This is a genomic window from uncultured Arenimonas sp., assembly GCF_963976025.1.
In the GTDB taxonomy this organism is placed as follows: Bacteria; Pseudomonadota; Gammaproteobacteria; order Xanthomonadales; family Xanthomonadaceae; genus Arenimonas.
This window is the reverse complement of the sequence record NZ_CAXBJS010000027.1, coordinates 1-23,141: the sequence shown is the minus strand read 5'-3', so window position 1 is coordinate 23,141 and position 23,141 is coordinate 1. Positions and strand designations below refer to the sequence as shown.

21 protein-coding genes and 2 pseudogenes are annotated in these 23,141 nt (G+C 69.9%); 10 read left to right on the top strand and 13 right to left on the bottom strand.

Annotation, left to right across the window (positions count from 1 at the left end; all coding sequences use genetic code 11):
* The 6 genes and pseudogenes from gidA to AACZ35_RS03520 all read left to right on the top strand — a co-directional run.
* A pseudogene (gene gidA / locus AACZ35_RS03545) lies at positions 1-650 on the top strand (tRNA uridine-5-carboxymethylaminomethyl(34) synthesis enzyme MnmG); the annotation flags it as partial.
* A 17-nt stretch (positions 651-667) separates the two neighbouring features.
* Entirely contained in the window at positions 668-1,252 is a 585-nt protein-coding gene (locus tag AACZ35_RS03540) for a DUF2062 domain-containing protein (protein ID WP_339826172.1), read from the top strand.
* A gap of 9 nt (positions 1,253-1,261) precedes the next feature.
* Positions 1,262-2,464: a hypothetical protein gene (locus AACZ35_RS03535; RefSeq protein ID WP_339826170.1), complete on the top strand. Its 1,203-nt coding sequence runs from the start codon at positions 1,262-1,264 to the stop codon at positions 2,462-2,464.
* Between the two features lie 149 nt (positions 2,465-2,613).
* The gene (locus AACZ35_RS03530; protein ID WP_339826168.1) at positions 2,614-4,434 is read left to right on the top strand and encodes an autotransporter domain-containing protein; all 1,821 of its coding nucleotides are present in this window, start codon (positions 2,614-2,616) and stop codon (positions 4,432-4,434) included.
* Positions 4,435-4,522: 88 nt separating this feature from the next.
* Positions 4,523-5,737 carry a hypothetical protein gene (locus AACZ35_RS03525; RefSeq protein ID WP_339826166.1) on the top strand — a complete coding sequence of 405 codons (1,215 nt, stop codon included), beginning with the start codon at positions 4,523-4,525 and terminating at the stop codon, positions 5,735-5,737.
* Between the two features lie 31 nt (positions 5,738-5,768).
* A complete protein-coding gene (locus AACZ35_RS03520) occupies positions 5,769-6,170 on the top strand; it encodes a hypothetical protein (RefSeq protein WP_339826164.1) in 402 nt (133 codons plus the stop codon).
* Positions 6,171-6,201: 31 nt separating this feature from the next.
* On the opposite strand, the gene AACZ35_RS03515 is transcribed toward AACZ35_RS03520, so the two are convergent.
* From AACZ35_RS03515 to AACZ35_RS03500, 4 genes are read right to left on the bottom strand one after another with little or no spacing between them, the layout of a single operon-like run.
* Positions 6,202-7,044, bottom strand: a complete 843-nt coding sequence (locus AACZ35_RS03515; RefSeq protein ID WP_339826162.1) for an alpha/beta hydrolase — start codon at positions 7,042-7,044, stop codon at positions 6,202-6,204.
* 31 nt (positions 7,045-7,075) lie between these two features.
* Positions 7,076-7,438: a DUF3703 domain-containing protein gene (locus AACZ35_RS03510; protein WP_339826160.1), complete on the bottom strand. Its 363-nt coding sequence runs from the start codon at positions 7,436-7,438 to the stop codon at positions 7,076-7,078.
* Between the two features lie 54 nt (positions 7,439-7,492).
* Positions 7,493-8,341: an AraC family transcriptional regulator gene (locus AACZ35_RS03505; protein WP_339826157.1), complete on the bottom strand. Its 849-nt coding sequence runs from the start codon at positions 8,339-8,341 to the stop codon at positions 7,493-7,495.
* A gap of 34 nt (positions 8,342-8,375) precedes the next feature.
* A complete protein-coding gene (locus AACZ35_RS03500; RefSeq protein ID WP_339826155.1) occupies positions 8,376-8,525 on the bottom strand; it encodes a hypothetical protein in 150 nt (49 codons plus the stop codon).
* A 91-nt stretch (positions 8,526-8,616) separates the two neighbouring features.
* Between AACZ35_RS03500 and AACZ35_RS03495 the strand changes: the two genes are divergently transcribed.
* The gene (locus tag AACZ35_RS03495) at positions 8,617-9,039 is read left to right on the top strand and encodes a hypothetical protein (RefSeq protein WP_339826152.1); all 423 of its coding nucleotides are present in this window, start codon (positions 8,617-8,619) and stop codon (positions 9,037-9,039) included.
* A gap of 38 nt (positions 9,040-9,077) precedes the next feature.
* Here AACZ35_RS03495 and AACZ35_RS03490 read toward each other — a convergent pair whose 3' ends face one another.
* From AACZ35_RS03490 to glyQ, 4 genes are all read right to left on the bottom strand, one after another.
* On the bottom strand, positions 9,078-12,818 hold the full coding sequence (locus tag AACZ35_RS03490; protein WP_339826149.1) for a translocation/assembly module TamB domain-containing protein: 3,741 nt from the start codon (positions 12,816-12,818) through the stop codon (positions 9,078-9,080).
* Complete coding sequence (locus tag AACZ35_RS03485) at positions 12,815-14,611, bottom strand: autotransporter assembly complex family protein (protein ID WP_339826147.1); 1,797 nt, start codon at positions 14,609-14,611, stop codon at positions 12,815-12,817. Before AACZ35_RS03485 ends, AACZ35_RS03490 begins: the two co-directional genes overlap by 4 nt.
* Positions 14,612-14,676: 65 nt before the next feature.
* Complete coding sequence (glyS, locus tag AACZ35_RS03480) at positions 14,677-16,767, bottom strand: glycine--tRNA ligase subunit beta (RefSeq protein WP_339826144.1); 2,091 nt, start codon at positions 16,765-16,767, stop codon at positions 14,677-14,679.
* Entirely contained in the window at positions 16,760-17,671 is a 912-nt protein-coding gene (gene glyQ / locus AACZ35_RS03475) for a glycine--tRNA ligase subunit alpha (protein ID WP_339826142.1), read from the bottom strand. Before glyQ ends, glyS begins: the two co-directional genes overlap by 8 nt.
* Positions 17,672-17,742: 71 nt before the next feature.
* Between glyQ and AACZ35_RS03470 the strand changes: the two genes are divergently transcribed.
* Together AACZ35_RS03470 and AACZ35_RS03465 are read left to right on the top strand one after the other, a co-directional pair.
* Complete coding sequence (locus AACZ35_RS03470; RefSeq protein WP_339826140.1) at positions 17,743-18,471, top strand: glutamine amidotransferase; 729 nt, start codon at positions 17,743-17,745, stop codon at positions 18,469-18,471.
* A 26-nt stretch (positions 18,472-18,497) separates the two neighbouring features.
* The gene (locus tag AACZ35_RS03465; RefSeq protein ID WP_339826138.1) at positions 18,498-19,403 is read left to right on the top strand and encodes a hypothetical protein; all 906 of its coding nucleotides are present in this window, start codon (positions 18,498-18,500) and stop codon (positions 19,401-19,403) included.
* Between the two features lie 7 nt (positions 19,404-19,410).
* Here AACZ35_RS03465 and AACZ35_RS03460 read toward each other — a convergent pair whose 3' ends face one another.
* The 5 genes and pseudogenes from AACZ35_RS03460 to AACZ35_RS03440 all read right to left on the bottom strand — a co-directional run.
* Complete coding sequence (locus tag AACZ35_RS03460; protein WP_339826136.1) at positions 19,411-20,100, bottom strand: RDD family protein; 690 nt, start codon at positions 20,098-20,100, stop codon at positions 19,411-19,413.
* Positions 20,101-20,103: 3 nt separating this feature from the next.
* Complete coding sequence (tatC, locus tag AACZ35_RS03455) at positions 20,104-20,844, bottom strand: twin-arginine translocase subunit TatC (RefSeq protein ID WP_339826134.1); 741 nt, start codon at positions 20,842-20,844, stop codon at positions 20,104-20,106.
* Positions 20,837-21,280 (bottom strand): Sec-independent protein translocase protein TatB, encoded by a 444-nt coding sequence (gene tatB / locus AACZ35_RS03450; protein ID WP_339826132.1) that lies wholly within the window; start codon positions 21,278-21,280, stop codon positions 20,837-20,839. The genes tatC and tatB overlap by 8 nt, the downstream gene beginning before the upstream one ends.
* A gap of 29 nt (positions 21,281-21,309) precedes the next feature.
* Positions 21,310-21,546, bottom strand: a complete 237-nt coding sequence (gene tatA, locus AACZ35_RS03445; RefSeq protein ID WP_339826130.1) for a Sec-independent protein translocase subunit TatA — start codon at positions 21,544-21,546, stop codon at positions 21,310-21,312.
* Positions 21,547-21,622: 76 nt separating this feature from the next.
* Positions 21,623-22,303: pseudogene (locus tag AACZ35_RS03440) on the bottom strand (lipid-binding SYLF domain-containing protein); the annotation flags it as partial.
* A gap of 119 nt (positions 22,304-22,422) precedes the next feature.
* On the opposite strand from AACZ35_RS03440, the gene hemH reads away from it, so the two are divergent.
* On the top strand, positions 22,423-23,141 hold a 719-nt coding region (hemH, locus tag AACZ35_RS03435; RefSeq protein ID WP_339826128.1), incomplete at its 3' end, for a ferrochelatase.

The following is a 23,141-nucleotide window of genomic DNA, read 5'->3' as shown; positions in this document are numbered from 1 at the left end:
TGGTGGACGACCTGGTCACCCACGGCACCACCGAGCCCTACCGCATGTTCACCAGCCGCGCCGAATACCGCTTGCAGCTGCGCGAAGACAACGCCGACGCGCGCCTGACCCCCATCGGCCGCGAACTGGGCCTGGTGGATGAGGCGCGTTTTACCGCCTACGCCCGCAAGGCCGAGGCCGTGGCCGCCGAAGCCGCGCGCCTGAAGGCCATCTGGGCCACCCCCGGCGGCGCCCTGGCGCGCGAGCTCGAGGCCGGCACCGGCGTCGTGCTCAGCCGCGAATGCACCGCGCTGGACCTGATGAAGCGGCCCGAGCTGGGTTACGCCGCGCTGGTCGGGCTGCCCCTGCTCGGCCCCGGCGTCGACGACCCGGCGGTGGCCGAACAGGTCGAGATCGGCGTGAAGTACGCCGGCTACCTGGACCGCCAGGACGAAGAAATCCAGCGCCAGCGCCGCCACGAAGACACCGCCATCCCGAGCGACTTCGACTACGCCGGCCTGCCCGGCCTGTCGGCGGAGCTGCAGGGCAAACTGGCCAGCGTGCGTCCGGAAACCATCGGCCAGGCCCAGCGCATCCCCGGCATGACCCCGGCAGCGATCTCGCTGCTGCTGGTGCAGCTGGCCCGGCGCAAGGGCCGTCGCGTCGCCTGAGGCGGCGCGTCCCGGCCATGCCCGTACGTTCGCATCCGCTGCACCGCCGCTGGCTGGCGCGCCGCCGTCGCCTGCGCCGCTGGCTGCGGCCGCTGCCGCGCCGGGCCAATGTTGCGCGCTACCCGGTGATCAAGTGGTTCGCGCAAGCGGCGCGCAAACGCCCCTACCTGTGGTCGTTCAAGCGCCAGCACGTGATGGTGTCGCTGTACTCGGGCGCGGTGGTGGCGCTGATGCCGGTGTACGGCCTGCAGCTGGCGATCGGCCTGGCGCTGGCGATCTGGCTGCGCGGCAACCTCACCGTGATGGCGGCCCTGCAGATGGTCACCAACCCGCTGACGATGGGTCCCATCTACTACGCCACCCACCGCCTGGGCGCCTGGCTGATCGGCCTTACCGGTTACGGCGAAGGCGCCAGCGTGGTCGGCACCCATATCAATGCGCTGGTGGTGGGCGGCATCGTTGGCGGCCTGGCATTCGCGCTGCTGCTGGACCTGGGCTGGCGCCTGCTGGCCTGGGAGTCGCGGCGTTTCCGCACCCAACTGGCCGCGCTGCACGAGCACTTCGGCTACCGCCACGGTGACGCGGATGCGCCCGAGGGCTAGATTGGCGGCATGAAAATGCCCGCCGTCGCTTTGTTGTTGTTCGCCCTGCCGCTGCAGGCCGCCACCGTTTCCGACTGGCCGCTGCCGGCGCCCGGGGGTTCCGCGCAGCCCAATCTTTCCCTGGCGCCCGATGGCGACCTGGTGCTGAGCTGGATCGAACGCCGCGACGGCGGCGGCCACCGCCTGGCCTACGGCCGCTTCAACAAGGAAGGCGACTGGCAGCGCACGCGTGTTGCAGCCGAAGGTGCGGACTGGTTCGTGAACTGGGCCGACTTTCCCGCGCTGCAGGTCCTGGACGACGGCAGTCTTTGGGCGCACGTGCTGGTGAAGAACGGCGACGCGCCCTACGCCTACGACGTCCGCCTACAGGCCTCGCTGGACGGCGGCAAGACCTGGAAACAGATGCCGGCCGTGCACGACGACGGCACGCCCACCGAACACGGCTTCGCCACGCTCTGGCCCCAGCCCGGCGGCGGGCTCGGCATCGCCTGGCTCGACGGCCGCCACACCGGCGGCGGTGGCCACGGCGACCATGCCGGCGCCGGTGGCGCCATGACCCTGCGCGCCGCCGTTTTCGACGGCAAGGGCAAACAGGCCGAAAGCCAACTCGATGCCAGCACCTGCGACTGCTGCCAGACCGACAGCGCCCGGGTCGGCGACACCGTGCTGCTGGCCTACCGCGACCGCGCCGAAGGCGAGATCCGCGACATCGCGGTGGCGCGCTTCGAAGACGGCCGCTGGCAGGCGCCGGCGATCGTGCACGCGGACCGCTGGATGATGCCGGCCTGCCCGGTGAACGGCCCGGCCATCGATGCCCGCGGCGACCAGGCCTGGGTGGCCTGGTACACCGCGGCGGGTGGCACGCCGTCGCTGCGGCTGGCGCGCTCGGGCGACGGCGGCCGCCACTTCGACCCGCCGCTGACACTGCTCGAAGGCGAGACGGTGCAGGGCCGGGTGGACGTGGCCGCCGACGACCAGGGCGTCTGGACGGCCTGGATCGAAGAAGCCGGTGGCCGCCAGTCCCTGTGGCTGGCCCGCCACGACCACGCCCTGGCCAGCGAGGCGATGCGCGTGAAGGTGGCCGACCTGGCCGGCCGGGGCCGCGGCACCGGCTTTCCGCGCCTGAAGCTGCGCGACGGCCAGGCCTGGCTGGCCTGGACCGAAATCGTCGATGGCAGCCCGCGCCTGCGCGGGGCCCGGGTCGCGCCCTGACCCTACCCGGTGGTATGGAGGGGGCCTTTGCATTAATGTGGCGGGCAGCGGCTCAAGGGAGGGCGCAGGCACCGGTTTCGCCGGCACCTGCGAAGGAGACCCTGGGCACGTGGCCATCAACAAGTCCAAGTTTTCCCAAGGAGTCTCACATGCCCCGTTCCCACAAACTCGCTGGTGCGCTCGCACTCGCGCTTGGTTGCACCGGCGCCGCACAGGCCCAGGAGTTCACCGGTTTCTACGTCTTCGGCGACAGCCTCAGCGACTCGGGCAACATCGCCCAGGCGCAGGGCCTGCCCGCGGGCAACAGCTTCACCACCAACCCGGATCCGGTCGCGGCCGAGATCATCGCGGCGTACTTCGGCCAGTCCGGCCTGAACTCGCTGTCGGGCGGTCCGAACTTCGCCTGGGGCGGCGCCTGCGTCAACGCGGCCGGCCCCTGCCTCAACCCGGTGCCGAACATTTCGACCCAGGTCAGCCAGTACCTGTCGCTGACCGGCGGCGTGGCCGACCCGAACGCGCTGTACAGCATCTGGGGCGGTGCCAACGACATCTTCGCCACGCTCACGCTTGACCCGGCCAACGCCCAGGCCAACACGGTCGCCGCCGCCACGGCCTACGTGCAGCAGATCGGCCGCCTGCAGGCCGCCGGCGCCAACTACGTCATCGTCTACAACCTGCCCAACCTCGGCGCCACGCCGCAGTTCGGCGGCACGCCCAACGCCAGCTCGGTGTCGCAGATCACGGTGGTCTACAACACCGCGCTCAACGCCGGCCTGGGCCAGCTTGGCGACGGCATCATCCCGATCAACACCTTCGGCCTGATCAGCGAGATCGTGGCCGATCCGGGCCGTTTTGGCTTCCAGAACGTCACCGGCACCGCCTGCAACCCGCCCAGCTCGATCGCCTGCGGCCCGAACGGCTCCGGCCTGCCGGCCGGCTACGCGCCGGGCACCAACGAAACCTGGCTGTTCGCCGACGGCGTGCACCCGACCGGCGCCGCCCACGCGATGCTGGCCAACGTGGTGCTTTCCACCATCGCCGCCCCGGTGCAGTTCTCCATGGCCGGCGAAGCCGGCGTGCAGGTGAACGAAAACCACGTGCGCGCGATCAACGACGAAATGCTGTCGGACTTCCAGCTCGACCGCGAAACCGGCTCGGTGCGCAGCTACGCCACCGTGCAGTACGGCCAGCAGGACTTCGACGCCAGCGCCGCGGTGCCGGGCGCCGAAGCCGACGTGCTCAGCCTGTCGGTCGGTGCCAACCACCGCATCACCGACAACGCCTACTGGGGCTTCGGCATCACCCTGGGCAACCACGACAACGACACCGGCATGGGCAACATCGAAGGCCGCGCGGTCATCGGCTCCCTGCACGGCACGCTGACCTTCGGCGGCGGCGGTTACCTGCACGGCGCGGTCAGCGGCGGCAGCACCTCGATCGACGTCAGCCGCGGCATCGTGCTGGGCCCGTCGGTGCGCGAAGAAGAAGGCTCCACCAACGCCTCGCTGTTCGGCGCCGAAATCGGCCTGGGCTGGCTGTTCGAGATGGGCAGCATGCAGCACGGCCCGTTCGTGGGCGCTTCGTGGGTGCAGCAGGAAATCGACGGCTTTGCCGAAGACAGCGGCAGCGCCACCTCGATGAACTACGGCTCCTTCGACCGCGACTCCATGGTCACCCGCATCGGCTACCAGCTGATGGGCAACGCCGGCACCATCCGTCCCTTCCTGCGCGTCGCGCACAACCAGGAAGGCGAGGACGACCAGATCTTCGTCAACGCCGGTTCGAACTCGATGAACGGCCGCTTCACCATGCCGGGCTTCACCCCGTCGAACGACTGGATCAGCGCCGACCTCGGCCTGAACTGGCAGGTCAGCGACAACATGACCGCGTTCTTCGCCTACAGCGGCCGTTTCAACGACGACCAGCAGGAACGCAACAGCGGCAGCCTGGGCCTGCGCATCAACTTCTGATCGCCTGGTTTCCTGGTTGCATGAAGAAGGCCGCCTCCGGGCGGCCTTTTTCTTTGGGCGGACCCCGGCCACGGGCTATGCTCGAGTGATGAAGAAGATCGTGGCCACGCTGCTGATGGGAATGGTGCTGTTGCCGGCAGTGAGCCTGGCCGACAGCTGGTTTCCGGCGCAGACGGAAACGATCCTGTCGGCCAACGGAAAGTTCCGGGTGACCGTCGTTCCCCGCCCATTGGAGGGGACCCTGGCCTACTTCAGCGACAAAGTGGACGGCATCGAACCCGCCGGTCAGGACCCTGGCGACGCGCAAAGGTCCCCGGTCGCGCGGGTCGAGCGGCTTGCGGATTCAGGCGAGTGGGAATTCGTCTGGCAGATGCCCCTGGTCAACAACGTGGCGCCGGTTGTCGTCCTGCTGGCGGACGACGGCTCGCGGCTGGTGACCTTCGACAACTGGCATTCGAAGGGCTATGGCGACGATGCTGTCGTTATCTATGACCGGCAGGGTGAGGTGGTTCGGAAGTTCTCGCTCGAGCAGATGCTTCCTGCCGACTATGTCCGGCATTTGCCGCGATCCGTGTCTTCCCTGCAATGGCGCGGCACTCCGGCACTGGTCGATGGCGACCGGATGGTCGAGATCCCCGTTGCGCAGCCCCGGCCGGATCGCGAGGAGTGGCCCGAGCTGCCGCTGCGCGTCCGGCTTTCGGACGGCCAGGTCATGGTTCCCGCTTCGAGGGAGTGGTTGGGCGCCCTGGCGCGCGCGGGCCACCTTGAAGCGGCACGCCGGGACGCCTGGGACGCATTGCGCGAACTGCGCGTCACGCCGCTGTTGCCGCCTGGCTCAGCCGATACGCGGGAATGGCGCACCTACCTGTTCGAACTGCGCGATCGGATCGAGGCGGACAACGAACGAATGGGCGGCATGCTGCTGGCGGCGCCCGGCGAAGAGCGCCATCACGACGCCGGGGAGATCTCGGACTGGATCGCGTTCCACGGGGACGAGTTCGCGTCTCAGGCCGACAGTTTCATCTTCGCCTCGCCAACCTCCGACCGACTTGCAGCGATTCTCGTGGACGCCCTGCAGGCACGGGAGCCTGGCTCCATGGCGAGTGCACACATCGTGTTCGTCGGCACCCCTGCCGAGGGCGAACGGGTGGCCCAGGCCGCGCGGCGCGCAGGCGCCAGGATCACTCTCGTTGACCCGTCGATACCGGTGCCTCCCGGCCACCCCCTGCCTGTAGATCCCGACCCACGCTGGATGGCACCGCTGCCCTGGCCGTGGGGTCCGCCCAAACCACCTGCCGAATGATCAGCAACACCCTGACCGCCAGGCGCATCGAATGAAAACCATCCTTCCATGGCTTCGCAGCCTCGTCTCCTTCCCGCTCGGGCTGCTGGCCATCCAGCTCTTCCATCTTGCCGGCCGCCATGTCTTCCCGCTGGCCTACGGCGATCTCGACAGCGAACCCGTGAGGCTGCTCGCGCTGACACTGGTCACCGGTGCAGGCATCGTCGGCAGTTTCGTCGTGGGCGCCGTGGCAAGGCACCGCATCTGGCTGCACATGGCGATCTTCCTCGCGCTGATGCTTGCCATAGACATCGCAGCAATCGTGGGCGCCCTCGCAACGCAACCGATCTGGTTCAAGGCGCTTGTCATCGCCACCTTGCCACTCCAGGTTTGGGTTGGCGCGCGACTGGCCATGCTTACCTATCGGAAGAGCAGCGAAGCCGCAGCCCGCTGAGGCGGCGCGAGCCGAAGGGCGACGGGTCCGGTCACGGGCCGGAGGGTGATGCCGAAGCCGCTGCCGCTGCCGCCCGTATTGCATCGGCCACGTCTTTCGGCCGCTCGCGGTGAATGTTGTGCCCGGTGGCGAAGTAAAGGTGGCTGCCGCTCGAAAAGGTGGCGAAGAGTGCGCCGTGCAGGCGTTTCCAGATGGCTTTGCCCTCGGCGGTTTCCTCCAGCACGAAGGGGTCCTGCGCGACCTGCGTCGACGTCAGCAGCATCACCGGGATATCCGGCATGGCGGCGGCGACGGTGGCTTCCGGTGCGTCCAGCTGTTGCACCAAGAGGCGATAGTCCGCGCCCAGGGCGGGCGGCAGCATGTCGAGCAGCATCTTGTCGTCGGCAAGCACGCGCCCGCGATCGGCGGCCATGAACGCGTGGCGTTGCCCCAGGGTCGTCGGGTCGACGAGCACCAGTGCCGCCACGCGCCCGGGATGTCGACGCGCGAATTCGGTGGCGAGCAGGCCGCCGTAGGAGTGGCCGACCAGCACTATCGGCCGACCAGGTGCCAAGGCATCGGCGACTGCGCCGAGATCCTCCAGGTGGTTCTGGAGAGTCTTGGGTTGTCCGTCCGTCCCGGACTTGCCAAGGCCGGCACGGGCGTATGCCAGGCAATGGCAGGACGCCCCGAGCTCGGCAATGACGGCGTCCCACACGTCAGCCCCTTGCCCGAAACCGGACTCGAAAACGACGTCCAGCGGTCCTTGCCCGCTCAGCTTCGTCTGCAGCGCGTAGCCGGGGCGCTGCAACTCGGGCCCTTCGGCGTAAGCCGCCGGGGACACGAATACGGCGATCGCGAGCAACATGGCCCGGGTCATCGATGAGACGCGCATGGTGTTCTCCTGGGAAAATCGGTGCGGATGCTCACGCGTCTTCCGCGTCCAGCAGTGACTGCAGGTCCGGTGGCACCGGCATGGGTTTGAACGGGCTGACGTTGGCGCCGCCGGTGTTGCCGGCCGGAACCCATACCCGCGAGAACGCGGCGGCCGCGACGATGCGCGCCAGTTGACCCAGCAGCTCCGGCAGGTCGCGGCGCTGCCAGCCCAGCTGGAGCATGCCCAGATGGCTCTTCACGTGCAGCCAGGTGCGGCGCTGCCCAAGGATGTGGGCGCGTTCGAGGTGGTGGAAGGCGCGGTCATGGGCACCGGCAAGCCGTGCCGCACGGGCCAGGGCCCATTCGTCTGCGAACGCCTGCTCAAGCCGGGACAGGTTGGGTGTGCTGTTCATGGCCGGCATTGTGGTGCGCGCCGTAACCAGGCGCTTGAACGTTCGGGCTGACGTTCAGCCCCCTGGCGCTGCCGGCTTCCCGCGGTCCAGCATGGTCGGGGAGATGCCGAACATGCGCCGGCAGGTGCGCGTGAAGTGGGCCGAATCGGCGAAACCGGCGTTCTGCGCGGCCTCGGTCCATGACTGGCCAGCCATGGCTGCCACCATGCCGGCGGAAACGCGCGACCAGAGCACGTAAGCACGAAATGAAATGCCGGTCTGGGCGACGAAGAGGTGGCGGAAGCGGCTGGGTGACAGGTGGGCGACGCCCGCCACCTGGCCCAGGGTGATGGGTCCGTCCAGATGACCGCGAATCCAGTCGAGCGCCCGGGTGATGCGCGGATCCACGGCGTCCACCTCGGGCACGTGTCCAGCCAGCAGGCCCACGATGGCTTGGGCGCTTTCCACCAACGTTGCATCGCTCGCCCGGCTGGCCAGTCCGTCCAGCAGCCGCTGCGACGCCTGGTTCACGGCGTCGTCGGGAATCACGGTCAGCGAGGCCTGGCCATAGCGCGCGAGCAGCATCCGGCCAGCCTTCGTTTCAGGTTCCAGCAACAGGATGGCGACGTCCTGCCCGCACCCGTCGAACTGGTGCTCGCGATCGGGCATGACGATGGAGGCGTGGGCCGCCACCCAGGTGGCGCCGTCTTCGCTGCGCAGCTTCACCGGCTGCCGCGGGGCGAGCGTCACCTGGATGGCGTGGTGGGCATGCGGCTGCACGAGCCCGGTGTCGCGGCTGACCCACAGGCTGCCGCCCCGCCACATCAGCACGCGGCCACCGCCGACCTTGCTGCGGCTGCCCCGCGGCGCTGGCGCAGCGGATTTCGGCATGACGGCCTCGTATCGGGCGGTGGCGCCGATCATAGCCCTGGTCGGCGCGGTCTTTACCCGCCCGTGCTTACGCCTTGTCGCAGGCGCAGGCCTTGCCCTGCTGGCAGCCGCACTGGCAGCCGGCGTCCGCCGGGGCGGCCGCGCCCTGGCATCCGCAGGTGCAGCCGGCACCGACGCAGGGGGTGCACGCGCAGGCGGTCTGGTTTTCGGTGATCATGGCTTGTTCTCCTTGGGTCGCGGGCCGGAATTGGCCCACGGAGCGAATCCTGGGGGCTCCGGGGCTTCAGCACTTGAATGTTTGGGCTGACATGGAGATCGCCGTGGAATACGTGATCGGTTTAGTGCTTGCCGTCGTGGTCTTCGTGGGCGCACAGGTCGCCGGGCTTACCCGTGACCGGGCCTTCTACGCGATCGCCCTGATCGTCATCGCGACGTACTACGTCTTGTTCGCCGCATTGACGGGCTCGGTCCTGATCGTCACGCAGGAGTCCCTGGCCGCGTTGCTGTTCATCGCCGCGGCGATCGTGGGGTTCAAACGATTCCCGTGGCTGGTGGTGATAGGGATTGGCGGGCACGGCGTGTTCGATGCGGTCCACCATCACTTCATCGAAAACCCGGGCGTACCGTCCTGGTGGCCAGGCTTCTGCGGCACCTTCGACGTGGTTTATGCCGCCTGCCTGGGCGGTCTGCTGGTGGCGGAGCGTCGCCGGTCAGCCAGGCCGCACGCGTAGGTCCCGCGGCAAAGGCTCCCGCGCCCCGCGCCCCGCGCTCAGCGCTCGGTGCGCCAGTTGAGCGAGGCGGCGGACTCGGTGCCCGATTCGATGGTGATATCGAAGCCGCGGGTCAGCAGGTATTTGAGGGTGACGACCTGGCCGTTTCCGACCAGCGAGATGCCGTAGCCGAGGAACAGGCGCGGCGAGAGATATTTGCCGACGGTGAAGGTAGCGCCGCCCAGGGCGCGGCTGTCTTCGACGCCGGCGGCGTCCAGGCCCAGGCCGTCGCCGATCCGCTGGGCCAGCAGGTTGCCGCCGACGCCGAGCGCGAGCGCCGACGCTTCAAGTTGGCTTGATTCGTTGGCGCTGGTGGACTGCAGCGGGCGGCCGAAGACCAGCCAGCTCAGCGCTTCGCTGTTGTCCATCGCCGGCGTTGAAACCACGTCGGTGATCGGGCGCTGTGCGGTGCCGCGCACCTGCACGCCGACGGTGACTTCGCCGCGGTCGCGTTCGGCCAGGATGTCCAGCGCCGGGTTGTCGACCGGGCTGCCCGAGTAGGACAGGCGAGCGCGCTTGATTTGCAGTTCCTGCCCATAGGCCTCGTAACGGCCGCTGGCGCGCAGGGTGCCGGTGGCCAGCGCCGCGCGGCCGGGTGCCTGGCGAATGTCCAGGTCGCCGGTCAGCGCGCCGTCGAGCCCGAAGCCCTGCAGTTGCACGTCCTCGCCCAGGGCCACGTGCACCGCCAGGTCGAGCGCGGGACCTTCGTCCTGCACCTGTTCCGCGTCCACCAGCACCACGTCCGGCGAAGGTTCGATGGCGCCGCCGTCCAGCGCTTCGAGGTTCACGCGCGCGCTCGGCACCTCGATGCGCCCACCGACGCGCAGGCGTTCAACGCCCACCGCCACCACCAAGGCCGGGCTGGCCACCAGCTGCAGGTCAGGCGTGTCGGACAGCGTGACGTTCTCGCCGGTCAGCGCCAGCTGCAGGGGCTGTTCGCGCGCGAGGTCGAGCGAGCCATTGACCTGCAGTACGCCATCGCCGGATCTCACGCGTCCGCTGAGTTCGGCGTTGCCGTCGGCCATCGTGCGCAGGTCCACCTGGCCGCCTTCCAGCGCCAGGCCGAGCGCGGGCAGCTCCGTGGCCAGTTCGCGCAGGGCCAGGGTGCCTTCCATGCGCGGTTCGGCGCGCGTGCCGGAAAAGCGCAGTTCGCCTTCCAGCCGGCCGCTGGGCTGGACGATGTCCGGGGACAGCAGTTCCAGCCAGGTCAGGTCGCGCATGCGCAGCGCCAGCTGGCCCGACACGGCGCCGTCGTCGCCGGCACCGGCGCGCAGTTCGGCAAGCAGCATGCCCTCCTGGTTCAAGCGGGCGCCGGCGCGCAGGTCCAACGTGTCGTCCTGCAGCGTCGCGTTGGCCTCGAGGTCGCGGTAGGCAAGCAGGTCGCGGCGGCCGTCGCTGCTTTCCGTGGCGACCGAGCCCGCGGCGCTGGCCAGGCTCAGCTCGCCGTTCCAGCCACGTGCGCCTTCGCGGAATTCCGCGTCCAGGCTCAGTTCGCCGTCCAGGCGCAGGGGCACGCCGGTATCGGGCAGCCAGGGCTGGGCCAGGGCCAGCGGGATGGCTTCGCCTTCGGCGCGCCACAGGCCGCGGTCGGCCTGCAGGCACAGGAAACCCTCGCCGTCGCCGGTGACGCAGGCCGGTTCAAGTTGGAAGCTGTCGGCACTCCAGGACCAGCTGGCCGGTTCGCGCAGGGCCAGGGCGGGTGCGCGTGGGGCGTCGAGCGAGAAGCTGCGCAGTTCGCCGCGCCGGCTGTCGCCCTCGACGCGGGCCGTGCTTTCCATTGCCAGCTGCAGGTCGTTGCTTCGCGCTTCCAGGCGCAGGTCCATATCGGCCTGGTTGCCGTCGGCGCGCAGGGTCAGCGACTGCACGCCGCGCTCGCCGTAGGCGAAGCCGGTGCCGTCCAGCACGAGGCTGCCGCGTTCGCCCGACGCCGGAAGTTCACCGCGCAGGCTGCCGGCCTCGAGCTGCAGCTCGCCCCAGCGCAGTTTGCTGGCTTCAAGATCGGCCACCAGGCCCGGCGCGCTGCGCGGGCCCTGGACGCGCAGGGTTCCTTCGAGCTGGCCGGCGGCGCCTTGAGCCAGGTCGGCCAGCCGCAGCGGCTGCAGGGACAGGTCCAGCGCCAGCGTGGCGCCGATGCGGCCTTCGGCGCTGATGCGGCTTTCGCCGAGCCGCGCGCGGGCGGAAAGCTGGCCGGACTCGCCCTGCCAGGCCAGCGTGGCCTGGCCGGCGATGGCGCGGCCGTGCAGGGTGCCGCGCAGGTCCTTCAGTGCCACGTCGCCGACCCAGCCGGCATCGGTCTGGCGCAGGTCGGCACGCAGGCCGCCGCTGATCGCGCCGGGGTAGTCGGGCAGCAGGTAGCCCGGGTCCAGGTCGTCCAGGCGGGCGTCGAGCTGGATGGCCAGTTCCGGTTCCCATTCAACGCGGCCCTGGCCGGCAAGCTGGCCGCCGGGGGTGCGCATCGCCACTTCTTCGAGCTGCACGCCGGTGGTGTCGCCCTGGCCGGTGGCGCGCAGGGTCGCCTGCTCGCCTTCGCGCACCAGGGTGGCGTCCAGCGTCGCGCGCCAGTCGTCGGGCAGGCCCTGCACCGACAGCGTGCCGGCGGTCTGCACCGCTGCGCCGCCGTCGGCCGGGGCCCACTGCAGGTCCCGGGCGTTTGCGGTCAGGGCGATGGGCTGTTCGGCCAGGGGATCCCAGGCGCCTTGCACGGTGAGTTCGCCAGCGGGCGTCAGCAGCCGGCCTTGCTCGAGCGCCAGGCCGGCGCCGGCGAAACGCGCCTGCAGGTCTTCGAGCGCCAGTTCAGTGTCGCCCTGGGTCACTGCGACGCGGCCGCGGCCGGTGCTGCCTTCGCCCACCAGCGCGAGCACGGCGTCGAGCGGCGCGCTGTCGCTGCCGGCACCAAACCAGTGCGGCGCGATCTGGCTGCCCTGCACATCCAGCGTCCAGGCCTGCCGTGAGCGACCGTCTTCGATGGCGGCTTCCAGGCTCCAGGGGCCGCCGGCCATGCCGCTGGCTTCGGCGCGCATGCTGTCGACGTTGCCGCGCATCGAAAGCTGCACCTGCGCATCCTCTGCGCCCTCGGGCGCGACCAGACGCAGCCGGCCGTCGAGTCCGGTGCGGAAACCATCGGCGGGCAGGTAGTGGCCCTTGAGCAGGGCATCGCCCCAGTCGCCATCGCCGCTGAGCCTGGTGAAGCGCAGGCCGTCCTGCAGGAAGGCCAGGTCCTCGGCGGCCAGGTTGGCCAGCGCGAACACCGGTTCGTCGCCGCGCGTGATCCGCAGGCCGTTCACCGTGGCGGTTTGCGCCGACATTTCGAAGGGCAGGGGCAGGGTGGGCAGCAGCTCGGGCCAGGCGGTCCACGGCGTCGGCGCCTCATCGGGCACGGGCGCCAGCCAGACGTGCACGGCGTCTGCCTCCAGCGCATCGAGCCGCAGTGCGCCGGTGAGCAGCGCGCCGGGGCGCGGCGCAAGCAGCAGGCGGTCGGCGGTGACACGCACGCCGTCGCCCTGCCAGCGCACGCCGTGCAGTACCAGGGTGCCGCCCAGCGTGCCTTCGGCCGATTCCCAGGCCAGCGCGTCTTCGCCCAGCTGCGACTGCAGCCAGGACAGCGTGGTGTCGCGACCGCCACCGGTCGCCAGCAGCCAGCCAAGGAAAAGCGCCAGCGCCGCGAGCAGGCCCAGCACACCCAGCCCCAGCAGGCGCGGCCAGCGGCGGGTCCTGGCAGCCTTGGCAGGTGCCGCGTTCACAGGTCCGGCCCGATGGTCAGGTGCAGGCGGATCGCGTTCTGCGCGTCGTCGCCCAGCCCGTGCGCCAGGTCCAGCCGCACCGGCCCGACCGGCGAACGCCAGCGCACGCCGACGCCCACGCCCAGCTGCATTTCAAAGGCGTCCGATTCGAAGTCGTCGAAGGCGTCGCCGGCGTCGACGAACACCGCACCGCCCCATTCGCGGGTGAACATGCGCTCGAATTCGACGCTGGCCACCACCAGGTGCTTGCCGCCGAAGACGTAGCGGCGGCCGTCGACCCCGGTGAAGTACTGGCCGATGTCGCGGTAGCCGTAGCCGCGCACGCTCTGGTCGCCGCCGGCGTAGAAGCGCAGCAGGGGCGGGAACTGCGCGAAGTCGTCGGTGATCGTCGTACCCAGTTCGGCGCGCAGCAGGATGCGGTTGCGCCAGTCCAGCGACCGCACCCAGTGGGCCTTGGCGCGCGCCTGCAGGAAGTCGATGTCCGAACCGATTGCGGTGTGGCCGCCGCGCAGTTCGACCTGCAGCGAATGGCCGCGGCGCGGGTACAGCGGGTCGTCGGCCACGCGCCAGCTGGCGCTCAGCTGCGGATAAACCAGCGTCGAATACGCCACTGCGTTGCCGGTGGTGGGCTCATTGAAGCGTTCGCGGCGAAAGTGCAGGCCGGCGACCAGGTTCCACGCGCCCAGCTGGCCGCTGCGGCTGCCAATCACTTCGAAGACTTCCGAGTCGATGTAGTCGATGGGATCCTGGCGCAGGCTGGCGCTGGCCGTGTACCAGCCCTCGAGCCAGGCGAAGGCCGGGATGCGGTAGGCGACACTGGCCTCGTTGGCGCGCTGGGCGAGCTCCACGTTCGACTGCAGCTTGTGGCCCCGGTCGTTGAGCCAGCGGCGCTCCAGGCCACCGGTGACGCCGGCGCCCTTGTCGGTGGAATAACGCAGGCCGGCGCTGTAGACGCTGCGCTTGGCCGGCGTCAGCCGTACGTCCACCGGCACGGTGGTGCTGCCTTCGACCGGCTCGGCGCGGACATCGATGCCGGCGAAATAATCCAGCGCCGACAGCCGCTGCTGCAGGTCCACCACCTTGCCCTGGTCGTAGGGCGCGCCCGGCTCCCAGTCCACCAGTTTTTCCAGCAGGCCGTCGCGGAAGGGGTGGCCGCTGAAGCTCGCTTCGCCCAGGCGATAACGTTCGCCCGATTCCCAGGTCAGGAAAATGTCGGCCAGGCCTTCGGTGCGGTCGACTTCGACCCGATGAACCGGCAGGCGGGCGTCGAAATAACCACGCTCGCGCAGCAGGGCGTCCACCGTGGCCTTGGAGGCCTCGTACAGGTCGTGGCGCAGCGGCTGGCCCTTGCGCGGCCGCAGCCAGCGCAGTCGGCGGGTGATCGCTTCGTCGGCACCGGCTTCGCCGGTGACCTGGATTTCGCGTTCGTCCACGCGCACCGGCTCGCCGGCCTTGACGGTGACGATTACGGTGACGGCCTCACCGTCCCGGCGCACTTCGGCTTCGGCCTGGGTGTTGTAGTAGCCGAAGGGTTCCAGGCCCAGGGCCACGTCACCGGGCACCTGGCGCAGCAGGTAGTCGAGCTGGCCTTCGCCGAGGTCGGCACGCTGGCGGGCGTCGAGCGCCACCAGGGACAGCGCCGCGCGCACGTTGGCCTGTTCGGCCTCGTTCTCGAGGCCACGTATTTCTACCCCACGCAGCTCCAGCGCCGCCGCCGGCAGGGCCGGCAGCAGCAGGGTCAGGGCCAGCAGGGAAGCCGGCAGCAGTGAAGCGGGCTGGCGGGGGGACGTCACCGCACCAGCATAACCGCAGCCTGCCGCCACGCCGTTGTGTGGGCGTGACGGCGTTCGGCTCTCGCTCAGCCGGCCGACAGCTGCTCGACCGCCGCCACCGCCGCGAAGCGGTCGGCGACGCCGCGCAGCAGCGCCAGGCGGTTGTCGCGCAGCGCCGTGTCGTCGGCCATCACCATGGTGCGGTCGAAGAAGTTGTCCACCGGTGCCTGCAGCGCGGCAAGGCGCTTGAGCGTGCCGACGTAGTCGCGCTTGGCCAGCATCGGGTCGGTGTCGGCCAGGGCCGAGGCCAGGGCCGCATGCAGGGCCTGTTCGGCGGGTTCGGCGAGCTTGGCTTCGTCAACGCGGTCGGGAATGGGCGACTCGACCTTGCGCAGGATGTTGCGGATGCGCTTGTTGGCCGCGGCCAGGGCACCGGACTCACGCAGGCGCGCGAACTCGGCGATGGCCTTGAGCCGGCGGTCGAAGTCCAGCAGCGACGCTGGGTGCACGTCGGCCACGGCTTCGAACTGCAGGCCGGGCACGTTCTGGTCGGCGTAATAAGCGCGCAGGCGGTCGAGGATGAAGTCGAGCAGGTCGCGCTGGTCGAGCGCCAGGCCCGCCGGCAGGTTCTTCGCGGCCGCTTCCACCAGCGCCGGCAGCTCGAGTTCGAGTTCACCTTCGATGATCGTGCGCGCCAGGCCCAGCGCGTTGCGGCGCAGGGCGAACGGGTCCTTGTTGCCGGTGGGCTTGAGCCCGGCGGCGAAACCACCGGCCAGGGTGTCCAGGCGTTCGGCGATGGCCAGCACCCGGCCCAGCGGCGAAGGCGCGATGGCGTCGCCGGCGAAACGCGGCTGGTAGGCCTCGTCGATGGCGGCGGCAACGGCTTCGGATTCACCCGCGGCGGCGGCGTAATAGCGGCCCGCGGTGCCCTGCAGTTCGGGGAATTCGCCGACCAGGCGGCTTTGCAGGTCGGCCTTGGCCAGCGTGGCGGCGCGGTCGGCGTCGGCCGGCGAGGCCCCCACCTTGGCGGCGATCTCGCGCGCCAGCGCGGCAACGCGCGCCGATTTGTCGGCGACGCTGCCCAGCTTCTGCTGGTAGGTGACGCTGGCCAGGCCCTCGGCCATCGAGGACAGGCCCTGCTTGAGGTCTTCGTCGTAGAAGAAGGCGGCGTCGGCGAAACGCGGGCGGATGACCCGCTCGTAGCCCTTGCGCACTTCGTCCGGATCCTTGGACTCGATGTTGGCGATGCCGATGAACTTCTCGCTGAGCTTGCCGTCGGCGTCCATCACCGGGAAGAACTTCTGGTTGGACTCCATCGTCAGCACCAGGGCTTCGGACGGCACGCGCAGGAATTCCTTGTCGAAGCTGCACAGCACGGCCTTGGGCCATTCGACCAGGCAGTTCACTTCCTCGAGCAGCGCCGGCGGCACGCGGGCTTCGCCGCCGGCCTGCTTGGCGGCGGCCTTGATTTCGGCCCGGATGCGCTCGCGGCGCTCGCGCGGGTCGGCGAGCACCTTGGCTTCGCGCATGGCCTGCAGGTATTCGTCGGCTTCGTTGAGCCATACGCCCTTGGCGTGGTGGAAGCGGTGGCCGCGGCTCATGCGGTCGGACTTCAGGCCCAGCACTTCGCCCGGGGCGACGTCGCGGCCGAGCAGGATCACCAGCCAGTGCGCCGGGCGCACGAAGGCATAGTCGCGTTCGCCCCAGCGCATGGGCTTGGGCACCGGCAGCGCCTTGAGGGCTTCGGCCACGATTTCGGCCAGAAGCTCGGAAGTGGCCGCGCCGGGGCGCGAGCTGCGGAAGACGAAGCGCATGCCCTTGGCGTCGGTGACGCGGTCGAGCTTGGTCCAGTCCACGCCGTTCTTCTGGGCAAACCCAAGCAGGGCCTGGGTCGGCTGGCCTTGTTCGTCCAGGCCGATGTTGGTGTACGGACCCGGCACCTCGCTGTGCTGGATCGGCTGCTGGGTAGCCACGGCCGGCAGGTACACGGCCAGGCGGCGCGGGGTGTACAGCGGGCCGGTGGGCAGGTCGCCGCCGGAGGCGTCCTTTACGACGATGCGGCGCGCGGCCAGGCCCTTCAGGACGCCGTCGTGGAAGGCCTGCGCCAGCTCGGGCAGGGCCTTGGGCGGCAGCTCTTCGGTGCCAAGCTCGACCAGCAGCGGCAGGAAATCAGCCATGGGTGGCCTCCTTGCTCTTCAATCCGGGGAATCCCAACTTCTCACGTTGTGCGAAGTAGGCTTCGGCCACGCCGCGCGACAGGGTGCGCACGCGCAGGATGTAGCGCTGGCGCTCGGTGACCGAGATCGCCCGGCGCGCGTCGAGCAGGTTGAAGCTGTGCGAGGCCTTGCAGACCTGCTCGTAGGCCGGCAGTGGCAGGCCCAGTTCGACCAGCTTCAGGGCCTCGCGCTCGCAGGCGTCGAAACGGTGGAAGAGCTCTTCGACGTCGGCGTGTTCGAAGTTGTAGGTGCTCTGCTCGACTTCGTTCTGGTGGTAGACGTCGCGGTAGGTCACGGGGTGGCCGTCCGGGCCGACGGTCCAGACCAGGTCGAAGACGTTGTCGACGTTTTGCAGGTACATGCACAGGCGTTCGAGACCGTAGGTGATCTCGCCCGTCACCGGGCGGCACTCCATGCCGCCGGCCTGCTGGAAATAGGTGAACTGGGTGACTTCCATGCCGTTGAGCCAGACTTCCCAGCCCAGGCCCCAGGCGCCCAGGGTCGGCGATTCCCAGTTGTCCTCGACAAAACGCAGGTCGTGCACCAGCGGGTCGATGCCCAGCGCCTTCAGGGAGCCGATGTAACGCTCGACGATGTCGTCGGGATTGGGCTTCAGGACCACCTGGTACTGGTAATAACGCTGCAGGCGGTTGGGGTTTTCACCGTAGCGGCCGTCGGTGGGGCGGCGGCAGGGCTGCACGTAGGCGGCGTTCCACGGCTCCGGCCCCAGCGCGCGCAGGAAGGTGGCCGGGTGGAAGGTGCCGGCGCCGACCTCGAGGTCGAGCGGCTGCACCAGGACACAACCCTGGTCGCCCCAATACTGGTTGAGGCGCTGGATCATTTCCTGGAAGGTCGGTGCGGTCATCGCGGTTTAGCCCTGTCCAAAGCAGGCTAGTATAGCCGCCGCCTGCGCTACCGCCTTTTCAGCCCCCCTAGATGAAACCCTTCCTCGTCCTTGAAACCGGCGATCCGGTCCCGAGCCTTCGCCGCCACGGCGGTTTTGGCCACTGGATCCGCGTCGCCGCCGGCCTGTCTGGCCGCGAATCGCAGGTGGTGCGGGTTTTCGAGGGCGAAGACCTGCCCGATTCCGGCGCTTTCGCCGGCGTGCTGGTTTCCGGCTCCGGCGCCATGGTCACCGACCGCCAGCCCTGGTCCGAACGCACGGCCGGCTGGCTGCGCGGCGCCGCCGAGGCCGGCCACCCGTTGTTCGGCATCTGCTACGGCCACCAGCTGATCGCCCACGCCCTGGGCGGCAGGGTCGACGACAACCCGCAGGGCCGGGAAATGGGCACGGTGTGCCTGGACCTGGCCAACGGCGCCGGCCAGGACCCGCTGTTCGACGGTTTCCCGGGCCGGGTGCCCGCCCAGGCCACCCACCTGCAGACGGTGGTGCAGCCGCCGCCGGGCGCGCGCGTGCTGGCGGTGTCGGGTCGCGACAACTGCCAGGCCTTCCGCTGGGGCGAAGCGACCTGGGGCGTGCAGTTCCACCCCGAGTTCAGCGTCGGCATGATGAAAGGCTACATCCGCGCCCGCGCCGACGCCCTGCGCAAGGAAGGCACCTGCCCCAAGGAGCTCGCGCAGGCGGTGCGTCCGACCCCGGCGGCACGCCGCGTGCTGCGGCGCTTCATCCACCTGGCGCGCCAGCGCGCCCGCAACGGAGCCTGAAACCCATGAGTCCTTCCACTGTTGGCATGGCCGCCCCTTTTCGCTGGCTGCGCAAGGCGTTTGATGTCGGCCGCCGCAATCCCAAGGCGCTGTTCGGCGCGATCTCGCTGATGATCGTGGTGGTGATCGCCATCACGATGGCGCAGATGTTCCTGCAGGTGCTTGCCCAGGGTTCGATGACCGGCCTGATGGTGGTCATGGCCGTCATGACCGCCGTGAACTGGGTGGTGATGCCGCCGCTGGTGGGTGGCCTGTTCCGGGTGGTGGACGCCACCGACCGCGGCCTGCCCGTGGCCGCCAGCGATGTCTTCAATGCCTATGGCCGCGGCCAGGGCGGCAAGCGCCTGGTGCTGGTTTCGCTGGTGTATTCGCTGGCCTACGTGGGTTTCGCCGCGCTGATGCTGCTGACGCCGCTGGGCCAGTTCTTCCGCGAGTACTTCGCCATCGCCCTGGCCACGCCGGTCGGCGGCGAGCCGGACATGGCGGCGCTGCAGACGCTGTTCTCGAAGACCTCGCCGGCGACCTTCCTGTGGCTGCCGGTGGTGGCGATCGTGATGTTCACCTGGCTGCACGCATCGATGCTGGCCCTGGCCACCGCGGCCCTGCGCGAGGTGGACGTGGCCACGGCGGTGGTCGCCGGCGCCCTGGCGGCGCTGCGCAATTTCCTGCCGCTGCTGGGCTTCATGCTGGTGTTCCTGGTCGCCGGCTTCTTCGTGGTGCTGCTGTTCGCGGTGGTGCTGGGCCTGCTGCTGGGGCTGCTGGCGATGCTCAGCCCGGTGCTGGTGGTGCTGGTGATGTTCCCGCTGATGCTGCTGGCGATGCTGGCCACGTACGCGATGCTGTTCGCCTTCTACTACCACGCCTGGCGCGACATCTTCGGCCTGGCCGACGACACGCAGGCGTCGCCGGGCGAAGGCACGCTCGAGGTCTGATCGCGGCTCAGGGCTGGCCGGCTTTCCAGGCCTCGATGGCCAGCAGGACGTACTGGCTGCCCACCGCCATCACCAGGGCGGCCACCGCCAGGGCCTGGAGCCAGAGCCAGTAGCGGGCCCAGCGCGGCATCGCGGTCGTGGCGCCGGGCGCCAGCACCACATGGGTGCCGGCCAGCAGGTCGTGCAGGGCCCGGCCGTCGCGGCGGATGGCGGCGATGGCATGGCCGACGTGCAGCAACAGCCACGACGGCGCCCCGGCCCCGAAGCGCAGGGCCACCCGCCCGGGGCCGGGCCGCCCGCCGTCGCGCCGGACCACGCGCAGGCCGGCCAGGCGCTTGCCGGGGCTGGCCTGCCAGGGCGAGGCTTCAAAGGCGATGAACCACAGCGCCGCCAGGGCGGCGATCACCAGCGCGGCGATGCCGATCGCTTCCAGCCAGGCGGCCACCATCGCCAGCAGGGCCTTGCGCAGGGCCGGGTCGCTGCTCCAGCCCGGCAGGTCGGCCAGGGCATGGGCGCCGCGGCTTTCCGAAAGGGCCATCAGGTCGTACAAACGCAGCTCGGCCTCGGCCATGTGCTGCCAGGTACGGGCCATCATCTTTTGGCCGGTGCGCCAGAGCAGGGGCACCGATACCGCCACCGGCACCACCAGGTCCAGGCTGTAGGCGGCGTAGCGGCGCAGGAAACCGGCCGGACGCATGGCTCAGGCGGCCTTGGGCTTCCGCGCCAGCATCACGCCCGCAAGGATGCCCAGCTCGTAGAGCAACCACATCGGCACCGCCAGCATGATCTGCGACACCACGTCGGGCGGCGTGATGATGGCGGCCAGCACGAACACGCCGACGATCACGTAGCCGCGTGCCTCGCGCAGCTGCGCCGGCGTCACCACGTTCAGCAGCACCAGCACCATCACGGCCACCGGCATTTCAAAGCTCAGGCCGAAGGCCAGGAAGATCACCAGCAGGAAATCCAGCACGTGGGTGATGTCGGGCGTCCAGACCACGCCGTCGGGCGGGCTGGCGGCGAGGAAGGCGAAAACCGTCGGCAGCACCAGGAAATAAGCGAAAGCGCAGCCCACGTAGAACAGCGCGATCGCCGCCACCAGCAGCGGCCGCGCGAGCCGCTTTTCCTTCTCGTACAGCCCGGGCGCCACGAACGCCCAGGCCTGGTAGATCAGCGCCGGCATCGCCAGCATCACCGCGACGAAAAACGCCACCTTGATCGGGATGAAAAACGGCGAGGCGACCTCGATCGCCACCAGCGCCGTGCCCGGGGGAAGAGCAGCCGACAGCGGGGCCGTGAGCCGGGCATAGATGTCGTTGGCGAAGGGAAGCAGCGCCACGAACACCACCACCACCGCCAGCACGCCTTTGAGCAGGCGCGAGCGCAGCTCCAGCAGGTGGCCCATCAGGCTTTCTTCGCGCGGCGCGGCCGGATCAGTCATCGCGGCGCGGGGGCAGCAGGGAAGGCTGGGTGGGAGCGTCGCCGGCGTCGTTGCCGGTGTCAGCGGTGTCGTCGGCCGGGGCGGCCGCATCGGGCTCGGGCTCGGGTTCGGTGGCCGGTGCGGGTGCCGGTTCGTCGCGGGTCGTGGCTTCGGCCTCGCGCAGGGCGCTGCCGGCTTGGGCGCTGGTTTCGTCGAGTTCGCGGCGGATGTCCTCGACGTCGCCGCGCAGGTCGCGGGCCGGGTCGCCGATGCTGCGCTTGAGGTCCTCGGCGGCCATTTCGCGCTCGAACTCGGATTTCACCGAATACCACTGCGCGCGCGCTTTGCGCACCCACAGGCCGGCGAAACGCGCGGCCTTGGGCAGGCGCTGGGGCCCGAGCACCACCAGGGCCACTACCGCGACAATCAGCAGTTCGCTGAAACCCAGGTCGAACATGGCGGGGCCAAGGCCGGCCGGGGCCGGGCTCAGGCGTCCTTGTTCTGGCTGTCCTGCGAGGCGCCTTCGCGCGGCTTGTCCCCCGCATCCCGGCGTTCACTGCCGAGCTGCGAAGGCGGCGTTTCGTCGCCGTCCTTGAGGCCCTTCTTGAAGCCCTTGATGCCCTCGCCCAGGTCCTTGCCGACGTTCGACAGCTTCTTGGTGCCGAACACCAGCACGACGACCACGAGCACGATCACCCAATGCCAAATGCTGAAACTGCCCATCTGCGTGCGTCCCGCGAATTAGGAATGCCCGGAGTCTAGCGCAGGCGGGCCTGGCCCGCCCTGGCCATCAGTCCTGGGAAACGGTGTTTTCCTCGAGCCTGTCGCGGAAATCCACGACCGGGGTCGGCGGCGCCGGGGTCCGGCCCTCGAAGATCTGCCGGGGGGTGGTGTTCTTGCCGTACACGCGCTGGTTGGCCGTGTGGTCCATGCGCAGCCAGGTACCGTCCAGGGAAACTCCGGCGAACAGGCCGCGGGCGCGCGAGTAGCTGTAGATCTCGGCCTTGAGCTGCTCGTCGGTGCTGGCCTGGGCGCTGCGGCCCACCGGGCCCGCGGCCACCGAGGCGTCGGCGCCCAGGGTGAACTTGCCGTTGACGATGTTGTTGACGCCCCGCTCGGAGCGGAACACCAGGATGATGTCGGCCGACTGCACGCCGGCCTGGAAGCCGACGCTGCCGCCGCCAAGCTTGATGAAGCTGGGGTTGGACCAGGTGCCGTCGGGGCTGCGCACCGAAATCAGGCCCTTGCCGCCGCGGCCGCCGATGATCAGGCCGGCCTTGACCACGTCCGGAACGACGGCGATGGCGTAGGCCTCGTCGAACATCTTTTCCGGGATGGCGGTTTCCGGGATGCGCATGATTTCGCCAAGCACGCGCGCGGCGTTGGCGGCGCGGGTCTCTTCCTTTTCGCCGGCCAGGGCGGGGGCGGCGGGCAGCGCCAGCGCGAATGCGGCGAACAGCAGGGCAAGGATTCGGGTCATGGGGCGGTCTCCGGGTGGGCGCAACGGCCTGAGTATGGGGGCGGGCAATGAACCTTGGGTGAGCCACACCTTCACCCTGCGGATGATAAGTTGCCGGCAGCACACAATCACCGTCCCGCATGAAACCCTACCTAGACGCCCCTGTCCCCGCGCCCGGCCCCGGCCGCACGGCGCTGCTGCTGGTCAACCTCGGCACGCCCGACGCGCCGACGCCGGCGGCCGTGCGCCGCTATCTGTCGCAGTTCCTGCACGACCACCGGGTGGTGGAACTGAGCCGCTGGATCTGGTGCCCGCTGCTGCACTTCGTGATCCTGCCGCTGCGTTCGCCCCGGGTGGCACGCAACTATGCCTCGGTGTGGATGGACGAGGGTTCGCCGCTGCTGGTGTACGGCCAGCGCCTGGCCCGGCAGATGCAGCATTCCCTGCCCGACGTGCAGGTGCGCCTGGCCATGCGCTACGGCAACCCGTCGGTGCCCGAGGTGCTGCGCCAGCTGCAGGCCGAGGGCATGCAGCGCCTGCTGGTGCTGCCGCTGTACCCGCAGTATTCGGCCTCGACCACGGCGGCGGTGATGGACGCGGTGAACGCCGAACTGGCGACCTGGCGGCGCGCGCCCGAGCTGCGTTTCATCGCCGACTACCACGTCGATGCCGGCTGGCTGGACGCGCTCGAAGCACGGGTGCGCGCCCATTGGGACCTGCACGGCCGCGCCGACCGCCTGGTGATGTCCTTCCACGGCCTGCCCAAGCGCTTTGAAACCGCCGGCGACCCCTACCCGCGCCAGTGCGAGGCCGGCGCCCGCGCCCTGGCCACCCGGCTGGAGCTGGCCGACGACCAGTG

Excerpts from the sequence above, each read along its gene's own strand:
- AACZ35_RS03515 (WP_339826162.1), bottom strand. The coding sequence starts at position 7,044 with ATGCGCGTCTCATCGATGACCCGGGCCATGTTGCTCGCGATCGCCGTA.
- AACZ35_RS03500 (WP_339826155.1), bottom strand. The coding sequence starts at position 8,525 with ATGATCACCGAAAACCAGACCGCCTGCGCGTGCACCCCCTGCGTCGGT.
- tatC (WP_339826134.1), bottom strand. The coding sequence starts at position 20,844 with ATGACTGATCCGGCCGCGCCGCGCGAAGAAAGCCTGATGGGCCACCTG.
- tatB (WP_339826132.1), bottom strand. The coding sequence starts at position 21,280 with ATGTTCGACCTGGGTTTCAGCGAACTGCTGATTGTCGCGGTAGTGGCC.
- AACZ35_RS03520 (WP_339826164.1), top strand. The coding sequence starts at position 5,769 with ATGAAAACCATCCTTCCATGGCTTCGCAGCCTCGTCTCCTTCCCGCTC.
- AACZ35_RS03530 (WP_339826168.1), top strand. The coding sequence starts at position 2,614 with ATGCCCCGTTCCCACAAACTCGCTGGTGCGCTCGCACTCGCGCTTGGT.
- AACZ35_RS03535 (WP_339826170.1), top strand. The coding sequence starts at position 1,262 with ATGAAAATGCCCGCCGTCGCTTTGTTGTTGTTCGCCCTGCCGCTGCAG.
- tatA (WP_339826130.1), bottom strand. The coding sequence starts at position 21,546 with ATGGGCAGTTTCAGCATTTGGCATTGGGTGATCGTGCTCGTGGTCGTC.
- AACZ35_RS03495 (WP_339826152.1), top strand. The coding sequence starts at position 8,617 with ATGGAGATCGCCGTGGAATACGTGATCGGTTTAGTGCTTGCCGTCGTG.
- glyS (WP_339826144.1), bottom strand. The coding sequence starts at position 16,767 with ATGGCTGATTTCCTGCCGCTGCTGGTCGAGCTTGGCACCGAAGAGCTG.
- AACZ35_RS03470 (WP_339826140.1), top strand. The coding sequence starts at position 17,743 with ATGAAACCCTTCCTCGTCCTTGAAACCGGCGATCCGGTCCCGAGCCTT.
- AACZ35_RS03525 (WP_339826166.1), top strand. The coding sequence starts at position 4,523 with ATGAAGAAGATCGTGGCCACGCTGCTGATGGGAATGGTGCTGTTGCCG.
- AACZ35_RS03465 (WP_339826138.1), top strand. The coding sequence starts at position 18,498 with ATGGCCGCCCCTTTTCGCTGGCTGCGCAAGGCGTTTGATGTCGGCCGC.
- glyQ (WP_339826142.1), bottom strand. The coding sequence starts at position 17,671 with ATGACCGCACCGACCTTCCAGGAAATGATCCAGCGCCTCAACCAGTAT.
- AACZ35_RS03510 (WP_339826160.1), bottom strand. The coding sequence starts at position 7,438 with ATGAACAGCACACCCAACCTGTCCCGGCTTGAGCAGGCGTTCGCAGAC.
- AACZ35_RS03460 (WP_339826136.1), bottom strand. The coding sequence starts at position 20,100 with ATGCGTCCGGCCGGTTTCCTGCGCCGCTACGCCGCCTACAGCCTGGAC.
- AACZ35_RS03540 (WP_339826172.1), top strand. The coding sequence starts at position 668 with ATGCCCGTACGTTCGCATCCGCTGCACCGCCGCTGGCTGGCGCGCCGC.
- AACZ35_RS03505 (WP_339826157.1), bottom strand. The coding sequence starts at position 8,341 with ATGATCGGCGCCACCGCCCGATACGAGGCCGTCATGCCGAAATCCGCT.